We start from the raw sequence: 13,749 nt of genomic DNA on the forward strand, positions 1-13,749 counted from the left end.
GCACGCCCCTACCGCGAAGTAAGGTCGCCGCATGCTGCCTTCCGGACTCCGCATCGGCCCCCTCGACCTCGCCGCCCGCGTGGACGAGGCCCTGCGCGTGCAGGCCGTCGCCTTCGGCCTCAGCGAGGAGGAGGTCGGCATCCGGCGCTACATCGTCCAGCGCCACATGACCTGCCGAGGCGCCCGCGCCCTCGGGGCCTTCGCCGAGGACGGAGCCCTCACCGGGTTCGTGTACGGGATGCCGAACGACCGCACCCACTGGTGGTCCACGATCGTCGAGCCCTACCTGCGGGCCGGCGGCCACGAGGGCTGGCTCGACGACTCCTTCGTGATCACCGAACTGCACGTCCACCCCGGCTTCCAGGGCCACGGAGTGGGCCGCGAGCTGATCACCCGACTCACCGACGACGCCGCCGAGCCCCGCTCGATCCTCTCCGCCATCGACACCGAGAGCCCCGCCCGCAGGCTCTACCGGGCCCTCGGCTACACCGACCTCGCCCGCCAGGTCCACTTCCCGAGCGCGAGCCTCCCGTACGCCGTCATGGGCGCCACGCTGCCGCTGAGCAGGCACTGAATTGATTACCGGGGCCCGCGCGGGCCCCGGTAACCTCCCGGCATGTCTACGCAACACGTGCAGCGCATGTCCCGCCTCATGGCCAAGACCCTCCGCGAGGACCCGGCCGACGCCGAGACCCTCAGCCACCGGCTCCTGGTCCGCGCCGGCTACGTCCGGCGCAGCTCGGCCGGGGTGTGGACGTGGCTCCCGCTCGGCAAGCGGGTCCTCGACAACGTCTCGCGCATCGTCCGCGAGGAGATGGACGCCATCGGCGCCCAGGAGGTCCTGCTCCCGGCCCTGCTGCCCAAGGAGCCGTACGAGGTCAGCGGGCGCTGGTCGGAGTACGGCGACCTGCTCTTCCGGCTCAAGGACCGCAAGGGCGCGGACTACCTGCTCGGCCCGACGCACGAGGAGATCTTCACCCTGGTCGTGAAGGACCAGTGCACCTCGTACAAGGACCTGCCGGTCATGCTGTACCAGATCCAGACCAAGTACCGCGACGAGGCGCGGCCCCGGTCCGGCGTGCTGCGCGGGCGCGAGTTCCAGATGAAGGACTCGTACTCCTTCGACGTGTCCGACGAGGGGCTGGAGGAGTCCTACCGGCTCCACCGCGAGGCGTACGTCCGCATCTCCGAGCGGCTCGGCCTCGACCACCGGATCGTCTCGGCGGTGTCGGGTGCGATGGGCGGCTCGGCGTCGGAGGAGTTCCTGGCCCCGGCCGGGGCCGGCGAGGACACCTTCGTGGACTGCCCCTCCTGCGACTACGCGGCCAACACGGAGGCCGTGACCTTCGCCCTGACCCCCGTGTCCGCCGAACACCCGGCACTGGAGGAGGTGGACACCCCGGACACCCCGACCATCGAGACCCTCGCGGCGCACCTGGGCGTCCCCGCCTCCGCGACGCTGAAGAACCTCCTCGTCAAGGTGGACGGCGAGATCGTGGCCGTGGGCGTGCCTGGGGACCGCGAGGTGGACCTCGGCAAGCTGGGCGAGCACCTGGCCCCGGCGGTGGTCGAACTGGTCACGGCCGAGGACTTCACGGACCGGCCCGACCTCGTACGCGGCTACGTGGGCCCGCAGGGCCTGGACAAGGTCCGCTACCTGGCCGACCCGCGGGTCGCGCCCGGCACGGCCTGGGTGACCGGGGCCAACCGGGCGGACACGCACGCCCGGAACGTGGTCTGCGGCCGCGATTTCGACGTGGACCAGTACCTCGACGTGGTCGTCGTGGAACCCGGCGACCCCTGCCCGAACTGCGGCGCCGGACTGCGACTGGACCGGGCCATCGAGATCGGTCACATCTTCCAGCTGGGCCGCAAGTACGCGGACGCCTTCGGCCTCGACGTCCTCGGCAAGGAGGGCAAGCCGGTCCGCGTCACCATGGGCTCCTACGGCATCGGCGTCTCGCGCGCGGTGGCGGCGCTGGCCGAGCAGACGGCGGACGAGCGGGGTCTGTGCTGGCCGGCGGCGGTGGCCCCGGCCGACGTCCACGTGGTGGCGGCGGGCAAGGCCGTGCCGCTGGGCCTGGCGGAGGAGGCGGCGACGGCCCTGGCGGGCTCCGGCCTCCGGGTCCTGCTGGACGACCGGCCCGGGCTGTCCCCGGGCGTGAAGCTGACGGACGCGGAGCTGATCGGCGTGCCGTGGATCCTCGTGGCGGGCCGGCGCTCCGCGGAGTCGGTGGTCGAACTCCAGGACCGCGCCTCGGGCACCCGCGAGGAACTCCCCCTGGCCGAAGCCCTCGCCCGCCTGACGCGCTGACCCGGCCGAACTCCCGGGGCTCCGCCCCGACCCCGGGCCTCAACGCCGGCGAGGCTGGATCTCGGCCGGGGCCGGGCAGTTCCGGCCCGTCCGGCGTGTGGGGACCGGGTCCGGTCAGCTCTGGGGGTACCTCTCAGCGGTAGCCGGGGGAGAAACGGAGAAAGGGCGGGGCGGGGACAAGGCTCCGCGCAGCGGCTAGCCGCGCGGCCCGTCAGGCTCGTGCTCCGGCGGTGGCGCGTCCAGCATCAGGCCGTCCGCCGGCCCGCCGAGCGCGTCCGGAGCGAGGGCTTCGTCGAGCGCGTCGGCGACCTCGGCCGGCCCGGGGCCTTCGGAAGCCGGGCCGGCCGGGGCCGGTTCTCGGGGCGCGGCCGCCGCCGGAGGCGAAGGGGCCGCGCGTTCCAGGAAGCGCAGCAGCTCCACCGGAAACGGCAGGACCAGCGTCGAGTTCTTCTCGGCGGCGACGGCAACGACCGTCTGCAGCAGCCGCAGCTGCAGCGCCGCCGGCTGCTCCGACATCACCTCTGCGGCCTGGGCCAGCTTGTGCGAGGCCTGCAGCTCCGCATCCGCGTTGATCACACGCGCGCGGCGCTCACGGTCCGCCTCCGCCTGCCGGGCCATCGACCGCTTCATCGTCTCCGGCAGGGAGACGTCCTTGATCTCGACCCGGTCGATCTGCACGCCCCAGCCCACCGCCGGGCTGTCGATCATCAGCTCCAGGCCCTGGTTCAGCATCTCCCGGTTGGACAGCAGATCGTCCAGGTCCGACTTTCCGATGATCGACCTGAGCGAGGTCTGTGCCATCTGCGAGACCGCGAACCGGTAGTCCTCCACCGCCACGATCGCGTTCGCCGGGTCGACGACCTTGAAGTACACGACCGCGTCCACCCGCACGGTGACGTTGTCGCGGGTGATGCCCTCCTGCGCGGGCACCGGCAGCGTCACGATCTGCATGTTCACCTTGTGGAGCCGGTCGATCACCGGAACGACCATCGCGAAGCCGGGCGGCCGTATCTCCTCGCGCAGCCTGCCGAAGCGGAACACCAGGCCCCGCTCGTACTGCTTCACCACCCGGGCCGCGGCGCCCACGTAGACCATGACGCCCACACCCGCGGCGATCACCGCTGTCAGCAGTTCTTCGACCATGACGGCCCCCTGCCGGACGCACCTTCCTACCTACGGTATGCCCTACAGCCAGGCCGCGAACTCCAGCAGCAGCTCCGCGTCCCGGCGCCGTCCGGCGGCCAGAGCCCGGTTCCCCGACTCCACCGCCCGGAACAGGGTCCAGCCCCGCAGCCGGTCCCGGTCCACCTCCAGGGCGTCGGCCAGCTTGTTCACCCGCCGCCGGGCTCCCGCCGCCCCCGCCGAGGAGGCCACCTGGTCCTCCAGCCGGTCCCGGACCAGCCGCGCCAGGTCGTAGGCCCGCTCGCCGACCAGCGGGTCCGGGCCCACCGTCAGCCACGGCGCCCGCTCGCCCGCGAGGACCTTGCCCTGCCGGAAGTTGCCGTGCAGCAGCAGCTCCTCCGGCGGGGCCGCGACCAGTTCCTCACGCATCGCCAGCACCGTGTCGGCCAGGGCCCGGACCTCCGCGGGTGCCGCCCCCAGCGCCGCCGACTGCTGCCCGGTGCGCTCCGCCACCGTCTCCCAGCCGTGCCCGGCCGGCGGGGCCACCCACAGCCTGCGCAGGGTGCCGCTGGCCTCCAGCAGCGCCTTCGCCTCCGGCAGCGACCGCAGCGACACCTCCGGGTGCAGCCGCTCCAGCAGCAGTGCCCCGTCGTCCTCGTGATGCCGGGTGTCGAGGATCCGTACGGCCCCGAAACCGCCCCAGTGCGCCAGCGCGGCCAGTTCCCGGTCCGGCCGGGCGTGCGGCGGCGCCAGCTTCAGCGCGGCCGGGGTCCCGTCCGCGTACGTGACGAGGACCACCAGGCTGCTGCGGCCGCCCGGGGCCTGCACGCGCTGCGCGCGCACCCCGCGCCGGGCCAGCGCGGCCTCGGCGAGGCGCGGCAACTGCCCCAGCCAGTCCTCGTCCTGCGCCGTTTCCGGCAGCTCGCCGAGCGCCCGTACTAGCCGCTGCGGCGGTTCGAAAGCCATGCGTGCGTGGTCCCTTTCAGCCGTGCTGGGCCCGTTGCGCCTCGTCAGCGCGTTCCGCGAGCCCAGGGAAGGCTACGCCGACACCGCGCCAGCGTGCCGCGCGCACGGCCGCGGCGCTCAGCGCGTCGGCCGCCTCGCGGCGCAGCGGACCCTCCGCCGCACGCACCAGATCGGAGTACGCGCCCGCCACGCGGTCCTCGACCACCGTGGCCAGCCGCTCGGCGTCGGCCTGGGTGCGCACCTCGAACGGCAGGGCGTACGCCGCCTCCGAGGGCCGGGGCGCACCGCCCAGTTCCCGTACGGTCCGGGTGAGGGCGTCGCGGCGCGCGAGGTGGGCCCCGTACGCCTCGCGGGCCTCGGTCGCGCGGGCGCCGGTGCTGCGTGCGCCGATCACCCCGTAGCCGTAGGCGGCCGCGTGCTCTGCGGCGAGCGCGGCCTGGGCGGCCTCCAGGGCCCGGCCGGCGGCGGGGGGTTCGGGCTTCACGACGTGGCTCCGGGGGTCGAGGTCAGCAGGTACGCGTGGACGGCGCCGCAGGCGGCCACCGAGGCCAGCATCCGGGCGAGTTCCCCCGGGGCCCCGGCCAGATCGATGGTGCGGGCCTCCGACAGGCTCCGCTCGGCGTCCGCGAGGGCGGTCAGGGCCTCGGCGGGCTTCGGGGGGACCGGCTCGCCGGTCGCCGCGGGCGCGGCGGCCCCCGTACCGGCAGAGGGGGATGCGGAGGGCGACGGCGAGCCCGCCGGGGTCAGGGCCAGGGCCGCGGAGTGCGCGGCGACGGCGGCCCGCAGCGGCGCCAGCCGCGCGGCCAGGGCCGGATGGGCGGCAGCGGTGGCGTCGTAACGTTCCAGCAGGCGCGCACTGTCACGAACGGCCGTCTCCCGCATCCGCCGTTCGAGTGGAATCCTGGGTTCGCCGCCGGCCGGGCGGTCGTCGGAGCACCCCGTCAGCAGCGCGGCTCCGGCCGCGCCGGCGGCTCCGGCGAGCAGGCTCCGGCGCGAGGGTCTCGAAGGCAGAGTCCAGGGCACGGCGACGTCCTCGGTGGTGATGGCGGGGCAGGGTGTGATCACGGTACCCGGGGCCCCGTCCACAGGGCGGACGGCAACACCCTCCGACACCGGATACCCTTTGACCTGACACACGACGGAAATCACAACAGCACACGCGGCCGAGGAGTCACCCGGATGAGCACCACCCAGAGCGACAGGCTGCGCGGACTGCTGGAGCCGCTCGTCGCCGCCAAGGGCCTGGACCTCGAAGAGATCGAGATGTCGCGGGCGGGCAAGCGCCGGATGCTGCGGATCATCGTGGACTCCGACGAGGGCGTGGAGCTGGACGCGTGTGCGGAGCTGAGTCGCGAGGTCTCCGACAAGCTCGACGAAACCGATGTGATGGGTGAGGACGAGTACGTCCTCGAAGTGAGCTCGCCGGGCGCCGACCGCCCGCTGACCGAGCACCGTCACTACGTACGGGCCATCGGCCGCCTCGTGAAGTTCCAGCTGTCCGCCGAGGGTGACAAGGCTGCCGGGGAACTGGTCGCCCGCATCCTCGACGTCGACGACGAGGGCATGGACCTCGAAGTACCGGGCGTGAAGGGCCGCAAGGCGACCGCCCGCCGCATTGCTTTCACCGACATCGCCAAGGCGCGTGTCGAGATCGAGTTCAACCGCAAGGACAAGAAGGAAGAGGAGGCGTAGCCGTGGACATCGACATGAGTGCCCTGCGGGGTCTGGTCCGGGAGAAGGAGATCTCCTTCGACCTGCTCGTCGAGGCGATCGAGTCGGCCCTCCTCATCGCGTACCACCGGACCGAGGGGAGCTTCCGCCGCGCACGCGTCGTGCTGGACCGCACCAACGGTCACGTGGTCGTGTGGGCGACGGAAGACCCGAGGGATCTCGAAGAGGGCCAGGAGCCCAAGGAGTTCGACGACACCCCGTCGGACTTCGGCCGGATCGCCGCGACGACCGCCAAGCAGGTGATCCTGCAGCGTCTGCGCGACGCCGAGGACGACCTGACCTTCGGCGAGTTCGCCGGCCGTGAGGGCGACGTCATCACCGGCGTGGTCCAGCAGGGCAAGGACCCGAAGAACGTCCTCGTCGACATCGGCAAGCTGGAGGCCATCCTGCCGGTGCAGGAGCAGGTCCCCGGTGAGGAGTACACGCACGGTCTGCGCCTGAAGGCGTACGTCGTGCGGGTGGCGAAGGGTGTCCGCGGCCCGTCCGTGACCCTCTCCCGCACCCACCCCAACCTGGTGAAGAAGCTCTTCTCGCTGGAGGTCCCGGAGATCGCCGACGGCAGCGTCGAGATCTCGGCCATCGCGCGTGAGGCCGGTCACCGCACCAAGATCGCCGTGCGGTCCACCCGCTCGGGCCTGAACCCCAAGGGCGCCTGCATCGGCCCGATGGGCAGCCGCGTGCGCAATGTCATGGCCGAGCTGCACGGCGAGAAGATCGACATCGTCGACTGGTCGGACGACCCGGCGGAGATGGTCGCGAACGCGCTGTCACCCGCCCGGGTGAGCAAGGTCGAGGTCGTCGACTGGGACTCCCGTTCCGCCCGGGTGACCGTGCCCGACTACCAGCTGTCGCTGGCCATCGGCAAGGAGGGCCAGAACGCCCGCCTCGCCGCGCGGCTCACCGGCTGGCGCATCGACATCCGTCCCGACACCGAGGCGTCCCCGGACGCGGACCGGGACCGGGGCGGGGAATAAACCGGTACCGGCCGGGGCTACCCGGACGGTAGACAGTGCTTGCGGCTGCCGCCGAGGCGGTGCCGCAGGGCCGCTGCGCAGGCAGCGGATCAAGACAACACAACAGCCGTTCGATTTTTCGCCCGCCACTTGTCGGGGGAGAGGTCGGTGCGGGGAGGTAGACTTAGGCGTGTCTGGCCGGACGCAAGCCCGCGCATGCCCCGAACGCACCTGTGTGGGGTGTCGGGAGCGAGCGGCCAAGAGCGATCTGCTGCGGATCGTGGCGATCGAGGACGAATGCGTCCCCGATCCTCGCGGTACGCTGCCCGGCCGGGGTGCCTACGTGCACCCCGCCGTGGTCTGCCTCGACCAGGCGGTCCGCCGCCGAGCGTTCCCCCGGGCCCTTCGGTCCGCCGGAGCGCTCGACACGGCGGAACTGCGCAAAACCGTGGTCGCTGAGGCCGGGGCCACACCGTAAGACGTAGAACGGCACGGATACCCCGTGCGGTCAGGTACCTCGCGAGTTGGAAGTAGGTCGAGATTGCGATGAGCACTCGATGAGTACGCGATGAGTACGCCCATGAAGTAGCAACGGTCCGGCGTAACCCGGACCTAAAAGGAGCGAAGTGGCTAAGGTCCGGGTATACGAACTCGCCAAGGAGTTCGGAGTTGAGAGCAAGGTCGTCATGGCCAAGCTCCAGGAACTCGGTGAGTTCGTCCGTTCGGCGTCCTCGACGATCGAGGCGCCGGTTGTACGCAAGTTGACCGACGCACTGCAGGGCCCCGGCGGCAACGCCGGCAAGTCCGCTGCGAAGCCGGGTGCGCCCCGCAAGGCCGCACCCGCCAAGCCCGGGGCCCCGACCCCGGGTGCCGTTGCACGTCCCGCTGCGCCGAAGCCCGGCGCACCGGCCCCCAAGCCGGTCGTCGCGGAGGCTCCGGCCGCCGCAGCGCCCGCACCGGTGACTCCGGCCGCCTCCGGCCCGCGTCCCGGCCCGAAGGCTCCGGCCGCCCCGAAGCCCGCTCCGGCGGCTCCCGTGGCGACCGAGTTCTCCGCGCCTCCGGCGGCTCCGGCCGCCCCGGCGCGCACCGAGCGTCCCGCCGCCGCGGCCCCGGGTCCCCGTCCGGCGCAGCAGCGGCCGGCTCAGGGTCAGGGCGGCCAGGCCGGCGCCCGTCCCGGCGCCCCGCGCCCGGCCGGTGCCGCTCCCGGTGGCCAGGCCCCGCGCCCCCAGGGCGCGCAGGCCCCGCGTCCCCAGGGCGCCCGTCCGGCCGGTCCCCGTCCGGGCAACAACCCCTTCACCTCTGGTGGCTCCACCGGCATGGCGCGCCCGCAGGCGCCCCGTCCGGCCGGCGCTCCCCGTCCCGGTGCCCCCGGCGCCGGTGGCGGCCAGGGTGCTCCCCGCCCGCAGGGCGGCCCCGGCGGCGCTCCGCGTCCGCAGGGTCCCGGCGGCGCCCGTCCGACCCCGGGCGGCATGCCGCGCCCGCAGGCCGGCGCCCCGCGTCCGGGTGGTGCCCCCGGTGGTAACCGTCCGAACCCGGGCATGATGCCGCAGCGTCCCGCTGCCGGTGGTCCCGGTCCCCGTCCCGGTGGCGGCCCCGGTGGCCGTGGTCCCGGTGCGGGCGGTCCGCGTCCCGGTGGCGCCGGTCGTCCCGCGGGCGGCGGCTTCGCCGGCCGTCCGGCCGGTCCGGGCTCGCGTCCCGGCGGCGGTGGCGGCTTCGGCGGCCCGCGTCCGGGTGGCGGCGGCTTCGGCGGCGGTCCGGCCGGTGCCGGTGGCGGCGGTCGTCCCGGCTTCGGCGGTCGTCCCGGTGGTCCCGGTGCCCGTGGTGGCACGCAGGGCGCCTTCGGCCGTCCCGGTGGTCCGGCCCGTCGTGGTCGCAAGTCCAAGCGTCAGAGGCGCCAGGAGTACGAGGCCATGCAGGCCCCGTCCGTCGGCGGCGTGATGCTGCCTCGCGGCCAGGGCGAGACCGTTCGCCTGTCGCGCGGTGCCTCCCTCACCGACTTCGCGGAGAAGATCAACGCCAACCCGGCGTCGCTCGTCGCCGTGATGATGAACCTCGGCGAGATGGTCACTGCCACGCAGTCCGTCTCCGACGAGACGCTCGAGATGCTGGCCGGCGAGATGAACTACGTCGTTCAGATCGTCAGCCCGGAGGAAGAGGACCGCGAGCTCCTCGAGGGCTTCGACATCGAGTTCGGCGAGGACGAGGGCGGCGAGGAATACCTCATGCCGCGTCCGCCGGTCGTGACCGTCATGGGTCACGTCGACCACGGTAAGACCCGACTGCTCGACGCCATCCGCAAGACGAACGTCGTTGCGGGCGAGGCCGGCGGCATCACGCAGCACATCGGTGCGTACCAGGTCTCCACCGAGGTGAACGACGAAGAGCGTCGCATCACCTTCATCGACACCCCGGGTCACGAGGCGTTCACCGCCATGCGTGCCCGTGGTGCCAAGTCGACCGACATCGCGATCCTCGTGGTCGCGGCCAACGACGGCGTCATGCCGCAGACGATCGAGGCGCTCAACCACGCCAAGGCCGCCGGCGTCCCGATCGTCGTCGCGGTCAACAAGATCGACGTCGAGGGTGCCGACCCGGTCAAGGTGCGCGGTCAGCTCACCGAGTTCGGTCTGGTCGCCGAGGAGTACGGCGGCGACACGATGTTCGTCGACATCTCCGCCAAGCAGGGTCTGCACATCGACTCCCTGCTCGAGGCCGTCGTCCTCACCGCCGACGCCTCGCTCGACCTCCGCGCCAACCCGGAGCAGGACGCTCAGGGTATTGCGATCGAGTCCCACCTCGACCGCGGCCGCGGTGCCGTCGCCACCGTCCTCGTCCAGCGCGGTACCCTCCGCGTCGGCGACACGATGGTCGTGGGCGACGCCTACGGCCGAGTGCGCGCCATGCTCGACGACAAGGGCAACAACGTCGAGGAAGCGGGTCCGTCGACCCCCGTCCTGGTCCTGGGTCTCACCAACGTCCCCGGCGCCGGCGACAACTTCCTCGTCGTCGACGAGGACCGTACGGCCCGTCAGATCGCCGAGAAGCGTGCTGCGCGTGAGCGCAACGCCAACTTCGCCAAGCGCGTCCGTCGCGTGTCCCTCGAGGACCTCGACTCCGTGCTCAAGGCCGGTCTGGTCCAGGAACTCAACCTCATCATCAAGGGCGACGCGTCCGGTGCGGTCGAGGCTCTCGAGTCCTCGCTGCTCCAGCTCGACGTCGGTGAAGAGGTCGACATCCGGGTCCTGCACCGCGGTGTGGGTGCGGTCACCGAGTCCGACATCTCGCTGGCGATGGGCTCCGACGCCATCGTCATCGGTTACAACGTCCGTGCGGCCGGCCGTGCCGCGCAGATGGCGGACCGCGAGGGCGTCGACGTTCGCTACTACTCGGTGATCTACCAGGCCATCGAGGAGATCGAGGCGGCCCTGAAGGGTCTCCTCAAGCCGGAGTACGAAGAGGTCGAGCTCGGTACGGCGGAGGTCCGCGAGATCTTCCGCTCGTCCAAGCTGGGCAACATCGCCGGTGTCCTCATCCGGTCCGGCGAGGTCAAGCGCAACACCAAGGCGCGGCTCCTGCGCGATGGCAAGGTCATCGCCGAGAACCTCACCATCTCCGGTCTGCGCCGCTTCAAGGACGACGTCACCGAGATTCGCGAAGGCTTCGAGGGCGGTATCAACCTCGGCAGCTACAACGACATCAAGATCGACGACGTCATCGCGACGTACGAGATGCGCGAGAAGCCCCGCGCGTAAGCGCGAGGCGGTTCGCACCGTGTCGTAACTCGTAACACCGGGGCCGGTCGGCGGAATATCCGTCGATCGGCCCCGGCCGTTGCGTGTACGGTTCTGGTGACCCGGCCGCGCGAGCACCGGGTGATCCTGCCGGGCGACGGCCCGGCAGGCCACCGAACCCGCACCGGCGGGATATCCGGAACTGCATGTACGTGGGGACTCTGTCCTTCGACCTGCTCCTCGGCGACGTCCACTCGCTGAAGGAGAAACGCTCCGTCGTCCGGCCCATCGTCGCCGAGCTCCAACGAAAGTTCTCCGTGAGCGCGGCTGAAGTGGGCGACCAGGACCTGCACCGCAGGGCCCGTATAGGGGTCGCTCTGGTGAGCGGGGACGCGGGGTTCCTCTCGGATGTACTGGACCGCTGCGAGCGGCTGGTCGCGGCACGTCCGGAAGTGGAGCTGCTGTCCGTACGACGGCGCTTCCACGGTGATGAAGACTGATAGCAAGACATAAGAAGGAGACGGACCAGTGGCCGACAATGCGCGGGCGAAGAAGCTGGCGGACCTCATCCGGGAGGTGGTGGCGGAGAAGCTGCAGCGCGGTGTCAAGGACCCCCGCCTCGGTACGCACGTGACCATCACGGACACCAGGGTCACCGGCGACCTGCGGGAGGCCACGGTCTTCTACACGGTCTACGGTGACGACGAGGACCGGGCCAGCGCGGCAGCGGGCCTGGAGAGCGCGAAGGGCGTCCTGCGCTCCGCGGTCGGCCGGGCGGCGGGAACCAAGTTCACGCCCACCCTGACCTTCGTCGCGGACGCCCTCCCGGAGAACGCCAAGACCATCGAGGACCTCCTCGAGAAGGCGCGCACCTCCGACGCCCAGGTGCGCGAGGTCTCCTCCGGCGCCCAGTACGCCGGCGACGCCGACCCGTACAAGAAGCCGGGCGAGGACGCCGACGACTCCGACGAGGACGCAGCCGCGGAATGAGCACCAACGCAGGGAAGACGCCGGACGGCCTTGTCATCGTCGACAAGCCGTCCGGCTTCACTTCGCACGACGTGGTCGCCAAGATGCGCGGGATCGCCAGGACCCGCCGCGTCGGCCACGCCGGCACGCTCGACCCGATGGCGACGGGCGTGCTGGTCCTGGGCGTCGAGAAGGCCACCAAGCTCCTCGGCCACCTCGCGCTCACGGAGAAGGAGTACCTCGGCACGATCCGGCTGGGCCAGAACACCCTGACGGACGACGCCGAAGGCGAGATCACCTCCTCTACGGACGCCACCGGGGTCACCCGGGACGCCGTGGACGCGGGCGTCGCCAAGCTGTCCGGCGAGATCATGCAGGTCCCGTCCAAGGTCAGCGCCATCAAGATCAAGGGAGTGCGCTCCTACAAGCGCGCACGGGACGGCGAGGACTTCGAGATCCCGGCCCGGCCGGTGACCGTCTCCTCCTTCCAGGTGTACGACATGCGGGAGGCGGAGGCCGAGGACGGCACCAAGGTCGTCGACCTCGTCGTCTCCGTCGTCTGCTCCAGCGGTACGTACATCCGCGCCCTCGCCCGCGACCTGGGCGCGGACCTCGGCGTCGGCGGGCACCTGACCGCGCTGCGGCGCACCCGGGTGGGCCCGTACAAGCTCGACCGGGCGCGGACCCTGGACCAGCTCCAGGAGGAGCTGACCGTCATGCCCATCGGCGAGGCGGCCGCCGCGGCCTTCCCGCGCTGGGACCTGGACGCCCGGCGGGCCTCGCTGCTCGCCAACGGCGTGCGGATCGACATGCCGGAGGAGTACGAGGCCGGCCGTACGGTCGCGGTCTTCGGGCCGCAGGGCCAGCTGCTCGGCCTCGTCGAGAGCAAGAACGGGAAGGCGAAGTCCCTCGCGGTCTTCGTCTGATCGTTGACGTGGAGCGGTGAGCGCACATGCACTGCTGCTCACCGCTCCACGACCCCCCTCGGGTAGGTCTCTATCCATCCGGACGCCCTTATTCACCCGTCCGAGCAGGCGCTCGGAGTGAATGGAGGGAGCGTAAGGGGGCGCGTTCGCCTCGCGTGCTTTCCGAGCTGATCTTCACCTGCCTACCGTCGTGAACACGGGGAGTTGCGGGGGAGTGGTGCGGCCATGGCGGAGCTCGTCAAGATCTGCGATCCCGCCGGGCGGGTGCGCGGCAGCGGATTCGTCGCCGACGACCGCGGAACCGTGGTCACCAGCCACGAGGCCGTCGAGGGCCTGACCCGGATGGTCCTGCACGGCCCCGGGCGGACCTGGCCGGCCGAGGCGGCGGACGTCACCGCACTGCCGGGGCTGGCACTGGCGCTCGTACGGTCCGACGGACTCGGCATGAGGCCGCTGCCGGTCGCGATGCGCGAGGTGATCGAACCGGGGACCTACGTACGGCTGCCCGCGCGGGGCTGGCGCCAGGCGCGGGTCCTGGGGGGCGCGCAGGTCACGTACCCGGCGGTGGAGCTGGCGATCGGCACGGACGGCCGGGACGCCCTGCTGCTGGGCGGGGAGGCCTGCGGGGGCCCGGTGCTCGACGCCCGAACCGGAGCGGTGCTCGCGGTCCTGGGCACCGCTCTGCAGGCGGAACACCGCTCGGCACCCTTCGCGGTGGCCCTGCGCACCGCTGCCGCCGCCGACCCGGGCGGCCCCCTGGCCGCCCTGCTGGAGCGCAACGCCGCCACCGTGCCGGGCCACGGCCCCGACCTGAACCTCGCCGGAGCCCTGGAACTCACCGCGACCACCCTGGGCACGGCCTTCCCCTCCGACGCCTCCGAGCCGGTGGAACGGTCAGCTGCCACGGCCGAACTGGCGGCCTTCACGGAGGGCGACCGCCCGGTCCTGGGCCTGGTCGGAGAACCCGGCACGGGCCGAACCACCACCCTCGCGGCCCTGGCCGTACGCCGCGCCCACGGCCCCCGCCCCGCCCCGAC

General features: G+C 72.3%; 13 protein-coding genes and 1 pseudogene. 10 read left to right on the top strand and 4 right to left on the bottom strand.

Annotated features, from left to right (window positions below; all coding sequences use genetic code 11):
* Nucleotides 1-31 precede the first annotated feature (31 nt).
* Both PV721_RS21050 and PV721_RS21055 read left to right on the top strand, forming a co-directional pair.
* Nucleotides 32-574 (top strand): GNAT family N-acetyltransferase, encoded by a 543-nt coding sequence (locus PV721_RS21050; RefSeq protein WP_319726713.1) that lies wholly within the window; start codon nucleotides 32-34, stop codon nucleotides 572-574.
* A gap of 42 nt (nucleotides 575-616) precedes the next feature.
* Nucleotides 617-2,314 carry a proline--tRNA ligase gene (locus PV721_RS21055; RefSeq protein WP_319726716.1) on the top strand — a complete coding sequence of 566 codons (1,698 nt, stop codon included), beginning with the start codon at nucleotides 617-619 and terminating at the stop codon, nucleotides 2,312-2,314.
* Between the two features lie 195 nt (nucleotides 2,315-2,509).
* Here PV721_RS21055 and PV721_RS21060 read toward each other — a convergent pair whose 3' ends face one another.
* The 4 genes from PV721_RS21060 to PV721_RS21075 are packed head-to-tail and all read right to left on the bottom strand — an operon-like array spanning nucleotide 2,510 to nucleotide 5,467.
* Nucleotides 2,510-3,457, bottom strand: coding sequence for a slipin family protein (locus PV721_RS21060; protein ID WP_319726719.1), 948 nt, complete (start codon nucleotides 3,455-3,457; stop codon nucleotides 2,510-2,512).
* A gap of 42 nt (nucleotides 3,458-3,499) precedes the next feature.
* Nucleotides 3,500-4,402, bottom strand: coding sequence for an aminoglycoside phosphotransferase family protein (locus PV721_RS21065; RefSeq protein WP_319726723.1), 903 nt, complete (start codon nucleotides 4,400-4,402; stop codon nucleotides 3,500-3,502).
* Between the two features lie 16 nt (nucleotides 4,403-4,418).
* Nucleotides 4,419-4,886, bottom strand: coding sequence for a ferritin-like domain-containing protein (locus PV721_RS21070; protein WP_319726725.1), 468 nt, complete (start codon nucleotides 4,884-4,886; stop codon nucleotides 4,419-4,421).
* Nucleotides 4,883-5,467: a hypothetical protein gene (locus PV721_RS21075; RefSeq protein WP_319726728.1), complete on the bottom strand. Its 585-nt coding sequence runs from the start codon at nucleotides 5,465-5,467 to the stop codon at nucleotides 4,883-4,885. The genes PV721_RS21070 and PV721_RS21075 overlap by 4 nt, the downstream gene beginning before the upstream one ends.
* Before the next feature lie 114 nt (nucleotides 5,468-5,581).
* On the opposite strand from PV721_RS21075, the gene rimP reads away from it, so the two are divergent.
* From rimP to PV721_RS21115, 8 genes and pseudogenes are all read left to right on the top strand, one after another.
* Nucleotides 5,582-6,094, top strand: coding sequence for a ribosome maturation factor RimP (gene rimP, locus PV721_RS21080; protein ID WP_319726730.1), 513 nt, complete (start codon nucleotides 5,582-5,584; stop codon nucleotides 6,092-6,094).
* Nucleotides 6,095-6,096: 2 nt separating this feature from the next.
* Complete coding sequence (gene nusA / locus PV721_RS21085; protein ID WP_189745712.1) at nucleotides 6,097-7,107, top strand: transcription termination factor NusA; 1,011 nt, start codon at nucleotides 6,097-6,099, stop codon at nucleotides 7,105-7,107.
* A 169-nt stretch (nucleotides 7,108-7,276) separates the two neighbouring features.
* Nucleotides 7,277-7,564, top strand: a complete 288-nt coding sequence (locus PV721_RS21090) for a YlxR family protein (RefSeq protein ID WP_319726735.1) — start codon at nucleotides 7,277-7,279, stop codon at nucleotides 7,562-7,564.
* Between the two features lie 148 nt (nucleotides 7,565-7,712).
* On the top strand, nucleotides 7,713-10,838 hold the full coding sequence (gene infB, locus PV721_RS21095) for a translation initiation factor IF-2 (protein WP_319726736.1): 3,126 nt from the start codon (nucleotides 7,713-7,715) through the stop codon (nucleotides 10,836-10,838).
* Nucleotides 10,839-11,023: 185 nt separating this feature from the next.
* The gene (locus PV721_RS21100; protein WP_030030358.1) at nucleotides 11,024-11,317 is read left to right on the top strand and encodes a DUF503 domain-containing protein; all 294 of its coding nucleotides are present in this window, start codon (nucleotides 11,024-11,026) and stop codon (nucleotides 11,315-11,317) included.
* Between the two features lie 28 nt (nucleotides 11,318-11,345).
* Complete coding sequence (gene rbfA / locus PV721_RS21105; protein WP_030708679.1) at nucleotides 11,346-11,807, top strand: 30S ribosome-binding factor RbfA; 462 nt, start codon at nucleotides 11,346-11,348, stop codon at nucleotides 11,805-11,807.
* A complete protein-coding gene (gene truB / locus PV721_RS21110) occupies nucleotides 11,804-12,712 on the top strand; it encodes a tRNA pseudouridine(55) synthase TruB (protein WP_319726740.1) in 909 nt (302 codons plus the stop codon). Before rbfA ends, truB begins: the two co-directional genes overlap by 4 nt.
* Nucleotides 12,713-12,937: 225 nt before the next feature.
* Nucleotides 12,938-13,749: pseudogene (locus tag PV721_RS21115) on the top strand (serine protease); the annotation flags it as partial.

Origin of the sequence: Streptomyces sp. MB09-01, assembly GCF_033794505.1 — a bacterium.
GTDB lineage: Bacteria > Actinomycetota > Actinomycetes > Streptomycetales > Streptomycetaceae > Streptomyces.